This is a genomic window from Acidimicrobiales bacterium (assembly GCA_035546775.1).
Taxonomy (GTDB): domain Bacteria; phylum Actinomycetota; class Acidimicrobiia; order Acidimicrobiales; family JACCXE01; genus JACCXE01.
In genome coordinates, this window is the sequence record DASZWD010000040.1 from 16,129 (window position 1) to 31,769 (window position 15,641).

At 69.6% G+C, this 15,641-nt stretch carries 16 protein-coding genes; all 16 read left to right on the top strand.

Annotated elements, in window-relative coordinates:
• Positions 1 to 74: 74 nt before the first annotated feature.
• Positions 75 to 1,004 carry a 16S rRNA (cytosine(1402)-N(4))-methyltransferase RsmH gene (gene rsmH, locus VHC63_09535; GenBank protein HVV36830.1) on the top strand — a complete coding sequence of 310 codons (930 nt, stop codon included), beginning with the start codon at positions 75 to 77 and terminating at the stop codon, positions 1,002 to 1,004.
• 104 nt (positions 1,005 to 1,108) lie between these two features.
• Positions 1,109 to 1,501 carry a septum formation initiator family protein gene (locus tag VHC63_09540; protein HVV36831.1) on the top strand — a complete coding sequence of 131 codons (393 nt, stop codon included), beginning with the start codon at positions 1,109 to 1,111 and terminating at the stop codon, positions 1,499 to 1,501.
• Positions 1,498 to 3,384 carry a penicillin-binding protein 2 gene (locus VHC63_09545; GenBank protein HVV36832.1) on the top strand — a complete coding sequence of 629 codons (1,887 nt, stop codon included), beginning with the start codon at positions 1,498 to 1,500 and terminating at the stop codon, positions 3,382 to 3,384. Before VHC63_09540 ends, VHC63_09545 begins: the two co-directional genes overlap by 4 nt.
• Positions 3,366 to 4,772, top strand: coding sequence for a UDP-N-acetylmuramoyl-L-alanyl-D-glutamate--2,6-diaminopimelate ligase (locus tag VHC63_09550; GenBank protein HVV36833.1), 1,407 nt, complete (start codon positions 3,366 to 3,368; stop codon positions 4,770 to 4,772). The genes VHC63_09545 and VHC63_09550 overlap by 19 nt, the downstream gene beginning before the upstream one ends.
• A complete protein-coding gene (gene mraY / locus VHC63_09555) occupies positions 4,773 to 5,807 on the top strand; it encodes a phospho-N-acetylmuramoyl-pentapeptide-transferase (GenBank protein ID HVV36834.1) in 1,035 nt (344 codons plus the stop codon).
• On the top strand, positions 5,807 to 7,120 hold the full coding sequence (gene murD / locus VHC63_09560; protein HVV36835.1) for a UDP-N-acetylmuramoyl-L-alanine--D-glutamate ligase: 1,314 nt from the start codon (positions 5,807 to 5,809) through the stop codon (positions 7,118 to 7,120). The genes mraY and murD overlap by 1 nt, the downstream gene beginning before the upstream one ends.
• Entirely contained in the window at positions 7,117 to 8,271 is a 1,155-nt protein-coding gene (ftsW, locus tag VHC63_09565; GenBank protein ID HVV36836.1) for a putative lipid II flippase FtsW, read from the top strand. Before murD ends, ftsW begins: the two co-directional genes overlap by 4 nt.
• Positions 8,268 to 9,629: a UDP-N-acetylmuramate--L-alanine ligase gene (gene murC / locus VHC63_09570; protein ID HVV36837.1), complete on the top strand. Its 1,362-nt coding sequence runs from the start codon at positions 8,268 to 8,270 to the stop codon at positions 9,627 to 9,629. Before ftsW ends, murC begins: the two co-directional genes overlap by 4 nt.
• Complete coding sequence (gene murB / locus VHC63_09575; GenBank protein ID HVV36838.1) at positions 9,626 to 10,549, top strand: UDP-N-acetylmuramate dehydrogenase; 924 nt, start codon at positions 9,626 to 9,628, stop codon at positions 10,547 to 10,549. The genes murC and murB overlap by 4 nt, the downstream gene beginning before the upstream one ends.
• The gene (locus VHC63_09580; protein HVV36839.1) at positions 10,546 to 11,325 is read left to right on the top strand and encodes an FtsQ-type POTRA domain-containing protein; all 780 of its coding nucleotides are present in this window, start codon (positions 10,546 to 10,548) and stop codon (positions 11,323 to 11,325) included. The genes murB and VHC63_09580 overlap by 4 nt, the downstream gene beginning before the upstream one ends.
• 134 nt (positions 11,326 to 11,459) lie before the next feature.
• Positions 11,460 to 12,521: a cell division protein FtsZ gene (ftsZ, locus tag VHC63_09585; protein ID HVV36840.1), complete on the top strand. Its 1,062-nt coding sequence runs from the start codon at positions 11,460 to 11,462 to the stop codon at positions 12,519 to 12,521.
• A gap of 121 nt (positions 12,522 to 12,642) precedes the next feature.
• Positions 12,643 to 13,200 (top strand): polyphenol oxidase family protein, encoded by a 558-nt coding sequence (locus VHC63_09590; protein ID HVV36841.1) that lies wholly within the window; start codon positions 12,643 to 12,645, stop codon positions 13,198 to 13,200.
• The gene (locus VHC63_09595; protein HVV36842.1) at positions 13,197 to 13,865 is read left to right on the top strand and encodes a YggS family pyridoxal phosphate enzyme; all 669 of its coding nucleotides are present in this window, start codon (positions 13,197 to 13,199) and stop codon (positions 13,863 to 13,865) included. The genes VHC63_09590 and VHC63_09595 overlap by 4 nt, the downstream gene beginning before the upstream one ends.
• An 18-nt stretch (positions 13,866 to 13,883) precedes the next feature.
• A complete protein-coding gene (gene sepF, locus VHC63_09600; GenBank protein ID HVV36843.1) occupies positions 13,884 to 14,390 on the top strand; it encodes a cell division protein SepF in 507 nt (168 codons plus the stop codon).
• On the top strand, positions 14,391 to 14,630 hold the full coding sequence (locus VHC63_09605) for a YggT family protein (protein ID HVV36844.1): 240 nt from the start codon (positions 14,391 to 14,393) through the stop codon (positions 14,628 to 14,630).
• Positions 14,631 to 14,637: 7 nt separating this feature from the next.
• Positions 14,638 to 15,621 carry a DivIVA domain-containing protein gene (locus VHC63_09610; GenBank protein ID HVV36845.1) on the top strand — a complete coding sequence of 328 codons (984 nt, stop codon included), beginning with the start codon at positions 14,638 to 14,640 and terminating at the stop codon, positions 15,619 to 15,621.
• Positions 15,622 to 15,641: the final 20 nt, after the last annotated feature.

Here is a 15,641-nt window from a genome sequence, read left to right on the forward strand (position 1 = left end):
TTCAACTCCGCCCGCTCCGTCGGTGGTCACCGGGAGACAAAACCCGAACCTTCCCCCCGGCCGGGGGGTTGCTGATGCGCCGCGCGACCGACGACTTCGCGCACGAGCCCGTAATGGTGAACGAGGTCGTGGAGCTGTTCGCCCCTGTGCCCGCCGGCGCGGTGGTCGACGCGACCGTGGGCGGGGCGGGCCACGCCACCGCGATCCTCGACGCCCACCCACACCTCTCGGTGATCGGCCTCGATCGTGATCCCGACGCCGTTGCCGCCGCCACCGAGCGGCTGGCGCCCTACGGCGCGCGCGCCGAGGTGCACCACGCGCGCTTCGACGCGCTCGCCGACGTCGTCGACGGGCCAGTCAGCGGCGTGCTGTTCGACTTGGGTGTGAGCTCGCCGCAGTTGGATCGCGGTGAGCGAGGATTCGCGTTCCGCAACGAAGGTCCCCTCGACATGCGCATGGATCCGACGACGGGACGCAGCGCCGCCACCATCGTCAACGAATCGTCCGTCGAGGAGCTGGCGCAGATCCTGCGCGATGGTGGCGAGACGCGGTGGGCGATGCGCATCGCACGCGCGCTCGTCGCCGCCCGTCCGATCGAGACGACGGCGCAGCTCGCCGAGCTGGTGCGCAGCGCCATCCCGGCCGCGGCGCGCCGCACCGGTGGCCATCCCGCCACCCGCACGTTCCAGGCGCTGCGCATCGCCGTCAACGACGAGCTGGCGATCCTGCCGGGCGCCATCGACGACGCCATCGCCGCGCTGGCCCCCGAGGGCCGCTGCGTGGTGCTGGCTTACCACTCGGGCGAGGACCGCATCGTGAAACAACGCTTCAACGAAGCCGTGACCGGCGGCTGCACGTGCCCGCCGGGCCTGCCGTGTGTGTGCGGTGCGCAGCCCAAGGTCACGCTGGTGTTCCGCGGCGCGCGCAAGCCGTCGGCGGAAGAAGTCGCGCGCAACCACCGCGCCGAGAGCGCGCGCCTGCGCGCCTGTCAGGCGGTGGCGTAATGGCAACACGCGCCGAACATCTCGGGCGGCCTTCCCCCCGCCCGACCCCACGCGGGGGAGCGCGTCCGTCCACGCGCTCCCCGCGTCCATCGCGGGATGCGCAGTTGCGCGTCCTTCCCAAGCAGGCCCGGGCCCGCCGCACGTCGGCGCGTCAGCGGCGGCGCCTGCTCGTGACGATGTGCACCACGATCACGATCGCGCTCGCCTTCGGCGTCGCCATCTCGCAGGTGATCGTGGCCCAGAACCAGGACCGGCTCGACAAGCTCAACCGTCGCGTCGACGCCGCGCAGCAGCGCTACGAGAAGCTGCGCTATCAGGTGGCCGAGCTCGAATCGCCCGAGCGCATCGTCGCCGCCGCCCACAACCGCCTCGGCATGATCGAGCCGGCCAAGGTCAACTACGTCCCGCCGGTGGCCGACGATCCCGTCGACACCGACGACCACGTCACCGACGCTCCCGACTGGCGCCTCGTCAAAGCCGAGCTCGCCCAGAAGTGACGATCGCCCTCGACGACCGTCGGGCGGTACGGCCGCGCCCGCAGACGCGGACGCGCCCAGTCGTGCGCGATCGCGCCATCCGTCGCTATCAGGTGGGCGAGCCCATGCCGTCGGCCGGACGCGTCATGGCCTTGGCGCTGGCGTTGTTCCTCGTGCTGTCGGTGGTGGTGGTGAAGCTGGTGTACGTGCAGGGCGTGCAGCACGACCGCTTCGAAGCGCTCTCGGTCAACCAGACGCGCCACACGATCAACTTGGCGGCAACGCGGGGGAGCATCCTCGACCGCAACGGGCGCGACCTGGCGCTGTCGATCGACCGCACGACGATCTACGCCGACCCGACCCTGATCGAGGACCCACTCGCCGCCGCCAAGGCGCTGTCGCCGATCCTGAACATGCCGATCAAGCAACTGCAGACGTCGCTCACCAAACCGGGGCGTTTCGTGTACCTGGCGCGCAAGGTCGACGACGCTACGGCGCGCAAAGTGAAGGATCTGCACCTGGCGGGCGTCGCCGAGACCGACGAGTCGGCGCGCATGCGTCCTGCCGGAGACCTGGCCGCGCCGCTGCTCGGCGCTGTCGGCCTCGACAACGACGGCCTCGGCGGCATCGAGCGCCAGTACGAATCGACGCTTGCCGGCAAACCGGGCACGATCACCGTCGACGCCGACCGTCACATGCGGCGCATCGCGTCGGGCGAGAAGAAGGTCACACCGAGCGTGCCGGGCAACGACCTAGAGCTCACCATCGACCGCGGCCTCCAGTACGACGCCGAGCGGTTGCTGTCCGACGAGATCGTGTCGTCGCACGCCAAGGGCGGCGTCGCCGTCGTCATGAACACCCAGACGGGCGACATCATGGCGATGGCCAACCTTCACACGGACGAGAAGACCGGCAAGGTCGTGCAGGCGGCGCGCAACTCGGCGGTGACCGACGTGTACGAGCCCGGCTCGGTCAACAAACTCATCACGATCGCCGGCGCGCTCGAGGACAACGCCATCAAGGTGACGGACCGCTTCAACGTGCCGGATCACTACAAGGTCGGTAACCACGTATTCACCGACCACGATCCACACGCCGTCGTCAACTGGGGCCCGACCGACATCATGCGCGAGTCGTCGAACATCGGAACGATCATGATTGCCCAGCGCCTGGGCGCTCAGCGGCTCGGCGACTACTTGTCGGACTTCGGCTTCGGAGTCAAGACGGGCATTGGCTTCCCGGGTGAATCCGCGGGCCTGCTGCGGCCCGTTTCGAGTTGGTACAGCACGGACATGGGCTCGATCCCGATCGGTCAGGGCGTGTCGGTCTCCGCCCTCCAGATGCTGGCGGCGTACAACGCCGTCGCCAACGGCGGCATGTACGTGCCGCCGCGTCTCGTGCGCGCCACCGTCGACGGCAACGGCGTACGCCACGCCGTGCCGGCGGCGCGCGCTCGCCGTGCCGTGTCGGTCTCTACGGCGACCGCGGTAACCGCCATGCTTGAAGAGGTGGTGAAGTCCGGGACCGGAACGCTGGCGCAGATCCCGGGCTACCGCGTCGCCGGAAAGACCGGCACGGCACGCAAGCCTGCGCCCGGGGGCAAGGGCTACATCGACGGCGCCTACATGTCGAGCTTCGCCGGCTTCGCGCCGGCCGATCACCCGGCGATCAGCACCATCGTGATGCTCGACGAGCCGCAGCCGATCTTCGGTGGTCTCGTCGCCGCGCCGGTGTTCTCGGAACTGGCCCGCGCCGCGCTGCGCGACTTGCGCGTCGCCCCGTCGTCGACAGCGGCGGCCGCGGCGCCGGCGCCCACGGTTGCCACGGCACAAGTGACACAGGGCGACGGGGACGTGCCGATCGGCGCGACTACGACTTCGGTCCCGTGCTGCTCTCAGAGGTAGTCCGCGGACTCGACGCCCTCGAGGTGATCGGCGACGATCCCGACGTCGTCGGCGTCACGCACGACTCGCGGCGCGTGCAGGCCGGTTCGCTCTTCGTGTGTCTGACCGGCGCGTCGGTCGACGGTCACGACTTCGCCGCCGGTGCGGTGCGCGCCGGCGCGGCCGCGCTGTTGTGCGAACGCGCGCTGCCGCTCGACGTCGCCCAGATCGTCGTGCGCAACACGCGCCGCGCCATGGCGCGGTCCGCCGCCAACTTCTGGGATCACCCCGCTGACGCGATGACCATGGTCGGCGTCACCGGTACCAACGGCAAGACGACGACGGTGGCGATGATCCAAGCGATCCTCGACGCCAACGACGTCCGCACCGCCACTGTCGGCACGCTGTCGGCCCACGTGCCGGGCGCTCCGCCGAACACTCCCGAGTCATCGGATCTGCAAGCAATACTCGCCGGCTTCCGCGACGACGACTTCGCCGCGGTCGCGATGGAGGTCTCTTCGCAAGCCCTGGTGGCGCGGCGCGTCGACGAGATCGTCTACGACGTCGCTGCCTTCACCAACCTCAGCCAGGACCACCTCGACCTCCACGGCACGATGGAGGACTACTTCGCGGCCAAGGCCATGTTGTTCACCCGTGAGCGCGCCCGCGCCGCAGTGATCTGCGTCGACGACGAGTGGGGCACGCGTCTGGCCGGTATGGCCGAGCAAAACGACCTCGACGTCGTGCGGTGCACGCGCCGCGACTTCAGCATCGAAGGCGAGGCGATTCGCTGGAACGGTGCGACCGGAGTGCTGCACCTCGCCGGGGAACACAACGTCGCGAACGCCGTGGTTGCCGCGAACGTAGGCGAAGTGCTCGGCCTCACCGCCCAGGCCGTGCTCGACGGGCTGTCGTCGTTGCGTTCGGTGCCCGGCCGTTTCGAATACGTCGACATGGGGCAACCGTTTGCGGTGGTCGTGGACTACGCACACACGCCCGACGGCGTCGAGGTTGCGCTGCGGGCGGCGCGAGGCACCGTCAGGCAGGACGGCGAGGTCACCATCGTCATCGGCTGCGGTGGCGATCGTGATCGCGCCAAGCGTCCGCTGATGGCGGCGGTGGCGGAGCAGATGGCCGATCGCGTCGTCCTGACCTCGGATAACCCAAGATCCGAGGATCCGCGTGCGATTCTTGACGAGATGCAATCGGGGCTGCGCGACCCATCTCGGGTCATCGTCGAAGTCGATCGTGCCGCGGCGATCCGCGAAGCGATCACGCATGCCGCGCCGGGTGGCGTTGTGCTCATCGCCGGCAAGGGCCACGAGACCACGCAGACGATCGGCAACGAGGTGTTGCCCTTCGACGACCGTGCGGTGGCGCGTGACGTGCTGAGGGAGCTCGCCCGCTAAGTGGTCGCACTCCTCATTGCTGGGGCGGTGTCGCTCGCCGTGCCCCTGCTCGGCATGCCCCTGTTCATTCGCGCGCTCGCGGCGCGCGGCATCGGCCAGCCGATCCAAGAAGAACTCCTCGAGATGCACGCGCACAAGCAGGGCACGCCGACGATGGGCGGCGTGATGATCGTGGCCGGCGCAGCGGCGGGCTACGCGGTCGCCCACGTGCGCGAGGGGACGATCTTCACCTGGGGTGGTCTGCTCACCATGGCGGTCGTGATCGGCGCGGCGTTCGTCGGCTTCCTCGACGACTTCATCAAGGTCCGCAACGACCGCAACCTCGGGCTGCGCGCCCGCACCAAGATGGTCGGGCTCCTCATCGTCGCCGTCACATTCGCCGTACTGGCCATCCGCGTCGCCGATGTGCACACCACGCTCTCGTTTGTCAGCTACAACCGACCTGGGTGGCACCTCGGCCGCATCGGGTGGGTGGCGCTGGCGGTGTTCATGATCGCCGGGACCACCAACGGGGTGAACCTCGCCGACGGGTTCGATGGCCTCGCTGCGGGTTCGGCCGCTGTCTGCTTCGCCGCGTTCGTGGTGATCGGCTTCTGGGAGTTCCGTCACGTCGGGTACTACCACGTGCCCCAAGCGCTCGACCTGGCGCTCGTCGCCGCTTCGATGATGGGGGCGTGCACCGGGTTCCTGTGGTGGAACGCGGCCCCGGCGAAAATTTTCATGGGCGACGTCGGCGCCCTCGGCATCGGCGCGGGCCTGGGCTCTCTAGCCTTGATGACGAGCACGCAGTTGCTGCTGCCCCTCATCGGCGCGCTGTACGTGATCGAAAGCCTCTCGGTGATGCTGCAGGTGACGGGCTACAAGCTGACCAAGAAGCGCATCTTCCGCATGGCGCCGATCCATCATCACTTCGACCTCGGCGGCTGGGCGGAGACGGCCATCACCATTCGCTTCTGGATCTTCGTGGCCATGACCACCGCGCTGGCGCTGGGTCTCTTCTACGCCACGTTCATCACCCACGGCGGGATCGACTGATGAAGCTGCTCGTGGCCGGGTTGGCGCGTACGGGCCAGTCCGTCATCCGCATGGCGCGTCGCGACGGCGACGAGGTCTACGGCTACGACGACGACGAAGCCACTGCGCGGCGCGTCGCCGAGGAGTTCGGCGTCGCGCGCGTCGGTTCGACCGCGGCGTTCGCCGCGGCTGTGTTGCCCGACGTCGACGCCGTCGTCGTGAGCCCTGGCTTTCCCCTCGCGCATCCGTTGCGCGCCGCGGCCGACGCCGCCGGCAAGCCGATGGTGGGCGACGTCGAGTTGGCGGCGCGGCGAACGAGCACGCCGATGATCGCCGTCACCGGTACCAACGGGAAGAGCACCGTCGTGCGTCTGATCACCGAGATGCTGAACGCCTCCGGTCGCACCGCGATCGAAACGGGCAACGTCGGCTTCCCGATCCTCGACGCCGTCGAGGAACCGGCGGAGTTCTACGTGGTGGAGATGTCGAGCTTTCAGCTCGCCGACGTCGGCTCGGCGTTTCATCCACTCGTGGCGGTGTGGACGAACCTCACGCCCGACCATCTCGACTGGCACCCGAACCTCGAGCATTACGTCGGCTCGAAGGCGCAGATCTTCGCCAACCAGACCGAAGCCGACGTCGCGGTGCTCAACGCCGAGGATCCGGTCGTGATGGCGGCCGCCCACGTCGTCAAGTCGCGTGCCGTCACCTTCGGCGTCGAGGCGGGTGACGCGCACGTCGTCGAGGGCCGGTTGCGCGGCCCTCAGGGCGAAGACCTCGGTGCGGTCGCGGACATGGCGCGGCCGTTCCCTCACGAGATCACCAACGGACTGAGCGCGGCGTGCGCCGCCTTGGCCGTCGGCGTCGACGCCGACGTCTGCGCCCGCGTGCTGCGGGAGTTCCGGGGGCTCCCTCACCGGATCGAGCTGGTAGGCCACATTGGTGGGGTGCCGTATTTCGACGATTCGAAGGCCACGACGCCCGCGTCCGTGCTCACCGCGCTGCGCGCCTTTTCCTCCGCCGTGTTGATCGCCGGCGGCAAGAACAAGGGACTCGACCTTTCGGTGCTGGCTGAAGGCGCCGCGCACGTGCGCTCCGTCATCGCCATCGGCGCCGCCGCAGGCGAAGTCGTGCACGCCTTCGACGGTGTGCGGCCGGTGCGCATGGCCGCGTCGATGGACGAAGCGGTGGCCGCCGCCGCGGAGGAAGCGCGGGTCGGCGACGCGGTGTTGCTGTCGCCGGCGTGCACGTCGTGGGACGCGTACCGCGACTACGCGCAGCGTGGCGACGACTTCGCCCGTGCCGTGCGCGAGCACGCGGGGGCAACGGCGTGAAGACCGCGCGCGACCTGCGCGCCAAGGCGCCGCGTCCCGACGCGGGCGTCGACCCCGGACGTCCGCTGCTCGTCGTCATCGCCGCGTTGTGTGTCGTCGGACTCGTCATGGTGCTGTCCGCCTCGTCGGTCGACGCCCTGCGTACTTACGGATCGTCGTGGTACTTCTTCGTCCGCCAGGCGATCTACGTCGGCCTCGGCGGCGTGGCGCTTTGGCTCACGGCCCGCGTCGACTACCACGTGTGGCGCAAGTTCGCCGCCCCAGCCGTAGCCGTCGTGTTGTTCCTCATGGCGTGCGTGCTGGTGCCCGGACTCGGACAGACGGCCTACGGCGCCCGCCGCTGGCTCGGCGTGGGACCGCTCCAGTTCCAGCCCTCCGAGCTGGCGAAGCTGGCGCTGATCCTCTTCTCTGCCGACATCCTCGCCCGGCATCCACCGCAGCGGGAGGGCCCGGCGCCGCTGTACGTGATCGGTGGCGTCACGCTCGTGGCGCTCGTGCTCGTAATGGGCGAGCCCGACATGGGCACCGGCATGATCATCCTCGGCACCGTGCTGGCGGTCCTCATCCTCGGCGGCATCCCGCTCAAGCCGTTGCTCGCCGGCCTCGGTGGTATCGGCGTCGTCGGCACGTTCGTTGCCATCTTCGAGCCGTACCGCCGTGAGCGCTTGTTGTCCTTCGCCGACCCGTTCAAGTCGGCGAGCGGTAGCGGTTACCAGCAGGTACAGGCGCTCGTCGGCCTCGGCTCGGGCGGCGTCCGCGGCGTCGGTCTCGGCGCCAGCAAGTCGAAGTGGGGCTTCTTGCCCAACGCCCACACGGACTTCATCTTCGCGATCATCGGCGAGGAGCTCGGGCTGTTCGGCTCGATCGGCGTCGTGGCGTTGTTCGTGGCGCTCGCGGTGTTCGGCATCCGGGCCGCCACGCGCGCGCCCGACGCGTTCGGCGCGCTCGTCGCCGGTGGCATCACCGCGTGGCTCGTCGGACAGGCGGCGCTGAACATGGCCGCGGTCGTTGGCGTGCTGCCCGTGACGGGTGTGCCGCTGCCGTTCGTGTCGCTCGGCGGCACCTCGACGATCTTCGGCATGGCGGCGGCGGGCATCCTCGTGAACGTGGCGCGGCAGCGACGCCCCGCCTCGGCGAAGCCGAGCCGGTGATCGACCTCGAACGTCCCCAGCACATCCACGTCGTCGGTATCGGCGGCGCCGGCATGTCGGCCATTGCCACCGTGCTCACGGCGATGGGCCACACCGTCAGCGGTTCCGACGCCCGCGACAGCGCGGTGCTGGCGCGTATCGGCGCGGCCGGCGTGGCCACGCGCGTCGGCCACACGAGCGACGAGATCGCCGGCGCCGACGCGGTGACGGTGAGCACCGCCATTCGCGACACGAATCCCGCAGTCGTCGCGGCGCGCGCCGCTTCGATACCCGTTTACACACGCGCCGAGATGCTCGCTGCCATTTGTGCCCAGCGGGCCACGATCGCCGTCGCCGGCACCCACGGCAAGACGACGACCACCTCGATGCTGGCGCTCATGCTCGTCGAAGCCGGATGGAACCCGTCGTTCATCATCGGCGGCGAGGTCAACGAGATCGGCGGCGGCGGCGTGTGGGGCACCGGAAAGTGGTTCGTCGTCGAAGCCGACGAGAGTGACGGCACGTTCCTCCAACTGCCGCGCCAGGCGGCGATCATCACCAACGTCGCCGCCGACCACCTCGACTTCTACGGCGACTACGACGCCGTGCGCGACGCCTTCGCCCGCTTTGCCCGCGAGACCGATGGTCCGGTCGTCGTCGGAGACGCACCCGACCTGCTCGAGTTGGTGGAGGGGGCGCGCAACGTGATCTCGGTCGGTCTCGACGAGCACAGCCGCTACACCGTCGACCAAATCGAACGCGAGCGTTCCACCGTTCGGTTCCGCCTCCGGCGCGGCGGCCACGCGCTCGGGAACTACACCATGCCGACGCCGGGGCTGCACAACGTGCGCAACGCGGCGGTCGCCACCGCCATGGCGCTCGAACTGGGCGTCCCGGTCGACGCCACCCAGCGGGCGCTGTCGCGCTTCACCGGCGTGGCGCGGCGCTTCCAGTTCCGGGGCACGTACCGCGGTGTCGACTACGTCGACGACTACGCCCACCTACCCGACGAGGTTGCCGTTGCTATCGCGGCGGCGCGCGACGGCAAGTGGGAGCGCATCGTCGCCGTGTTCCAACCGCACCTGTACTCGCGCACGCAGCTGCTGGCGCCGCAGTTCGCCCACGCGTTCGACGGTGCCGATCACGTCATCGTCACCGACATCTACGGGTCGCGCGAGGCGCCGGTGCCGGGGGTCACCGGGCACTTGATCGTCGAGGCGGTGCGGGCGGCGAATCCCGACCTCGGCGTCACGTGGCTACCGGGCCGCGCCGACCTCGCCGAGCACCTGGTGGGAGTCATGCAGCCGGGTGAGCTGTGTCTGCTGCTGTCGGCGGGTGACCTGACTTCGGTGCCCGACGAAGTCGCCGCGATCCCGTGACGATCTCCGCCGTCGACGCGGCGGCCAAGGTTCTCGGCCCGCTCACGACACGCGACGCACCGCTCGGGGCGCGCACGACCTACCGCGTCGGCGGGAACGCTGCGTTGTTCGTCGTGGCGCGTGAGTTGAGCGATCTACGACGCGTACGCACGGCGGTGATGGAGACGAACATCGACGTGCTGGTTGTCGGTAAGGGCTCGAACATGCTCGTGGCCGACGCCGGCTTCGGCGGCATCGCCGTCACGCTCGAGGACGCCCTCGCCGACGTGCAGGTCGTCACCGGTACCGACGACAACTACGTGCGCGCCGGGGGTGGGCGTTCCTTCCCCGAGGTGGCGCGCCGGGCCGCGGCACTCGACGTCGGGGGACTCGAGTGGGCCGTCGGCATTCCCGGAACCGTCGGCGGCGCGGTGCGGATGAACGCCGGTGGTCACGGCTCCGACGTTGCCTCGTGTCTGCGGTCGTGGAGCTTTGTCGACCTGCGCGGTGGCCCCGACGGCGAGCGGTCGGTCGACCAGCTCTCGGCGACGTACCGGCACACGGCGGTTGGTACGGCCCACGTCGTCACCGAGGCGGTCTTCAACGTCCATCCCGTCGCGCCGGGCGCGGCCGAGGCGAAGATCGCCGAGATCGTGCGCTGGCGGCGCGAGAACCAACCCGGTGGCCAGAACGCCGGGTCGATCTTCACCAATCCCGAAGGCGACAGCGCCGGGCGCATCATCGACGCCTGCGGGCTGAAAGGTCTGCGCATCGGCAGCGCCGAAGTGTCGCCCAAGCACGCCAACTTCATCCAGGCCGACCGAGACGGTTCGGCCGACGATGTGCACGCACTGATTCGCGAGGTGCAGCGCCGCGTGCTGGCGGCGACCGGCGTCGCGTTGCGCACCGAGGTGCGGATGATCGGGTTCAGCGAACCGTGAGCCCGCCAAAGGTCGACCCGCGCGTCGCCAAGCGCCGGGCGCAGGTGCGCGCCGACGCCACGCGCCGGCGCCGGCGACGGCTCACGACCGTCGCCGGGATCGTGGTCGTGGTCGGAGCCCTTGTCGGCCTGCTGGTGTCGCCGGTGATGGCCGTCAAGCGTGTGCAGGTCTCCGGCGCTGAGCACACCAGCGTCGCCAGCCTGCTGGTCGCCACCGGCCTCGAGCACCGCGGCGCTCCGATGATCTCGCTCGACCGGTTCGCCCTGGCGCAGCGCGCCGAGCGCCTGCCGTGGATCGAGCACGCCGAGGTAACCCGCAAGTGGCCTAACACCGTGCGCATCCGCGTGACCGAGCGCACCGCCCTCGGGGTGATCGGAGTGCCCAACGGCGTCGCCGTCGTCGACGGCACCGGCCGCGTGCTCGCCACGGTCAAGACCCCGCCCGACCACACCTACGCCATCACCCTGGCGCCGGGGGACAAGGTGCCGGGCCCGGGACAGACGGTGAAGCCGGCGGTGCTCGGCGCCGTCCGCATCCTGGCGGCGTTGTCCAAGGGCCTGGCGGCCCAGGTGGAGTCGGTGCACCGCCTCGCCGGGTCGCCGCCCACCTACGAGCTCACCCTGCACGGGCCGGTCACCGTGCGGCTGGGCGAAGCCACGGGCGTGCAGGACAAGCTCGCCGCCGCCGAGGCCGTCCTGGCTGCACAGCACGCTCCCGGCACGGTGATCGACGTGCGCGTGCCGCAATCTCCGGCCGTAACCCACACCAAACCTTGAAACTTCCGGCGGTCAACGCTAATGTCTCGACCGCCACGAGAGCTTGACATAACACTGACCTTGAGGTTGAGGTTGAGGGTTTTGCTGGGGAACTCGGGCGTACTTCCCTAAGAATCCAGGAGGAATCGGGACCTATGCCCGGTGCAACGCAGAACTACATCGCCGTCATCAAAGTGGTCGGCATCGGCGGCGGTGGCGTCAATGCGGTCAACCGCATGATCGACGCCGGGCTGAAGGGCGTGGAGTTCATCGCCATCAACACCGATGCCCAGGCACTCCTGATGAGCGACGCCGACGTCAAGCTCGACATCGGCCGCCAGCTCACCCGCGGCCTCGGCGCCGGCTCCGATCCCGAGATCGGCCGCCAGGCCGCCGAAGAGCACCGCGACGAGATCGAGGAGATGCTCAAGGGCGCGGACATGGTCTTCATCACCGCCGGCAAGGGTGGCGGCACCGGTACCGGTGGCGCGCCCGTCGTGGCGGAGATTGCCAAGTCGCTCGGCGCGCTGACGATCGGAGTCGTAACCCGTCCGTTCGGCTTCGAAGGCCGTCAGCGCGCCGTGCGAGCAGAGTCGGGGATCCAGAAGCTGCGCGAGAAGGTCGACACGCTCATCACCATCCCCAACGACCGGCTGCTCACGGTGTCGAACGACAAGACCTCGATGGTCAACGCATTCAAGGTGGCCGACGAAGTCCTGCTGCAAGGCGTGCAGGGCATCACCGACCTCATCACGACGCCGGGCCTCATCAACACCGACTTCGCCGACGTGAAGGCGGTCATGAGCAACGCCGGTACCGCCATCATGGGTATCGGCACCGCGTCCGGCGACGACCGCGCCACCGTCGCCGCCCGCAGCGCCATCACCAGCCCGCTGCTCGAAGCCTCGATCGAAGGCGCTCGCGGCATCCTGCTCAACATCAAGGGCGGCAGCGATCTGGGTCTGTTCGAGGTGCAGTCGGCGGCGGGCATCGTGCACGAGCACGCGCACCCCGACGCCAACATCATCTTCGGCACCGTGGTCGACGACGCCATGGGCGACGAAGTGCAGGTCACCGTCATCGCCGCGGGCTTCGAGCGGTGGGACGACAAGCGCGGTGGCCTCGGCGAGAGCGGTCGCGGTCTCGGTCTTTCCGCACGCGATGACTTCGACGACGAGGGCGACGACGAGTTCGACGTTCCCAGCTTCCTGAAATAACGGTGCGCCCAGTTACGTGAAGTTGGGCGCGGCCGAGATTCGATTTACTCAGACGTCTGACGGCGACTTCTCCCCGCCGGACGCAACAGACGACGCCGCGCTCACCGCGCGGCGTCGTTCTGTGTTCGCCGGTCCCTGGACGTGGCTGCGCCAGCAACACGGACGCGAAGTCGTGTCCGTCGACGAACCCGGCGCGTACGCGGGCGCCGCAGCCGACGCCGCGGTCGCGTTCGTGCCCGGCGCTGCGGTCGCCGTCGTGACCGCCGACTGCGCCCCGATCGTGCTGGTCGCCGACAACTTGCCGTGCGTCGCGGTGGTGCACGCGGGGTGGAAGGGACTCGTCGCCGGCGTCGTCGACGCCACGGTGGCGATCATGCGCGCCCGCGACGCCGAAGGCATCTCTGCCGTGCTCGGGCCTTGCATCCATCCCGAGTGCTACGAGTTCGGCGCAGACGACCTCGCAGCGATCGCCGATGCGCTCGGCGCGGGCGTGCGCGGCGCCACGTCGCAGGGGACACCGGCGCTCGACCTGCCCGCCGCGGTGCGGGCGAGTCTCGAGCGCAATGACGTGAGGTTGGTCCACGCCGAAGACGCCTGCACCGCGCATACACCGGGCTACTGGTCATATCGCGCCCGCGCCGACAAGCAGCGCCAGGCGACCGTCGCGTGGCTGGCATGAGCGTCGCCGAGAACCTCGCAGCGTTGCGCGACCGGATTGCTCGCGCCGGCGGTGATCCCGGCGCTGTCACCGTCGTGGCCGTCACGAAGCAACAACGCGACGACGCCGTGGTCGAGGCACTCGCCGCCGGGTTGTTCGACATCGGCGAGAATCGCGCCGACGCCCTCGCGGAAAAGGCGCAGCGCGCCGACGACCCGCGCGTGCGCTGGCACTTCCTCGGCCAGATCCAACGCAACAAGATCGGCAAGGTGGCGCGCTACGTCGCGTTGTGGCAGTCGGTCGACCGACCCCAACTGGGCCCCGCGATCGCCCGCCATGCGCCCGGGGCGGCGGTGCTGGTCGAGGTGAACCTGACCGACGATCCCAACCGCGGCGGCACTTCCCTCGCCGCGGTTCCCGCGCTCGTGCGCGACCTCCAAGCCGACGGCTTGGTCGTGCGCGGGCTCATGGCGGTCGGTCCGCACGGCGGACCGGACGCCGCACGACCCGGGTTCACCGCGGTCGTGCATTGTGCAGACGAGTTGGGCTTGCCCGTCCGCTCGCTCGGCATGTCCGATGACATCGACGTCGCCGTTGCCTGCGGATCGACGATGGTTCGGGTCGGAACCGCGCTGTTTGGCGCGCGTCCAATGCCCCGAATCAACAGGCGCGACGACGTAGACTGAAGCGTTCGAGGAGGAACAATGGGCCGTTTTCAAAAGGCGATGTCGTTTCTTGGCCTTGCCGATGACGACTACGACGACTTCGAGCCATACGACGAACCGATCCCCAGCGGACCGGTGCGCGTGGGCCGCACGGCCGACCCTGATCCCAGCGCGGGCGCGGTGCGAACGCTGCAACGCGACGAAACGGTGACGCCGCTGCCGCAAGGTGTGATGCCGCGTCCCGTCGTACGCCCCGTCGCTCCACCCAAGGCGGCGCCCAAGGTGCACGTCGTGGTGGTGCAGGAGTTCAAGGACGCCGAAGAGATCGCGACGCACGCCCGCGAGGGCGACTTCGTGCTAGTCAACCTGCAGGCGGTCCCCGACGACCTCACGCGGCGTATGGTCGACTTCGCTTCGGGGCTCCAAGCCGGATTGCTCGGCAAGATGGAGAAGACGGCGAACAAGGTGTACTTGCTCCGGCCAGCGGACATCGAGATGCCCGAGGACGAAAAGGCTCGTCTCGCCGAGCGCGGGCTCTACGCGTAGGTGGCCCAGCTCGCGAGGCTCATCGATCTCTACGCGATTGTCGTTTTCATTCGCATCATCCTCAGCTGGTTTCCGATCTCCCGGGGTAGCCCGATGGAGACGGTGTACAGCGTGCTGTACAACGTGACCGAGCCGGTACTCGGCCCGGTGCGGCGGGCGCTTCCCCCGATGGGCGGCTTCGACTTGTCGCCGATGATCGTCATCATCGGGTTGGAACTATTGGCCAACGCAGTTAGGTAACGAACACATGGACTTGACTCCGGAAACCCTCCGATCCGCAACCTTCCGGGACAAGCTCCGCGGCTACCACCCAGACGACGTCGATGAGTTCCTCGAGTCGGTGGCACGCGGCCTCGAAGTGCTCCTGGCGCGTTTGCGCGACGCCACCGAGCGCGCCCGCGCCGCCGCGCCCGTGGAGGTCGCGCCCAAAGCCGACGAGGCGGTCAGGACGCTGGCGCTGGCGCAGCGCACGGCCGATCTCGCCATCCACGAAGCGAAGGCCGAAGCCGAACGCCTCGTGCGCGCCGCCGAGCAGAAGGCGCGGCGCATGATCGCGGGCGCCGAGGACTCTTCGGCGCAGCTCGCCGAGCAGGCGCAGCAGGAACTGCGCGCCGATCTCGAGCGGCTCCAGGCAGCGCGGGATCAACTCTTCGGCGAGGTTCAGCAGTTGACCTCATGGCTCGACGGCGAGCGTTCGCGCATCAAGCGCGCGCTGGTCGACGTGGCTGACCGCATCGACAACGTGCGCGACTCGGGCGACGCGCCGACGCCGAAACCGGTGAGCTTGCCCACGCCGCCGCAGGAGAAGCTCGCCGCCGCGCGTGCCGCGGGCACGAACACGCCGCCGCGCGAGAGGCCGGTCCCCGCACCGCAGCCCCAGGCCAAGGCGGAGCCGGCACCCGAGCCGCCGATGCCTGCCGTGGCCCGTCCGAAGGCGGCAACGCCGGCGCCGGTCGCGGCGCCGCTGCCCAATCCGAAGCACACGCCCCCCAAGGGCCAGCCGGTTGTAGGTGCGTCCCGCCCGGCCCCGGCCCCGGGCCCGGCGGCGGCGCCCGAGCCGACGACCAGCGGTGATGCCGCCGTTCTCAGCCGGGCCCAGCAGGGGGTGAACGCCCCGCCGAGCTTCGAGGCGGCCGACGCGGATGACGATCCGTTCTTCGCCGAGCTGCGCGCCGCCATGCTCGACCAGTCGCCGCTGGGACCCCGCGACGACGACGAATTCGCTGGCTGACGCATCCGCCTAACCCTGGC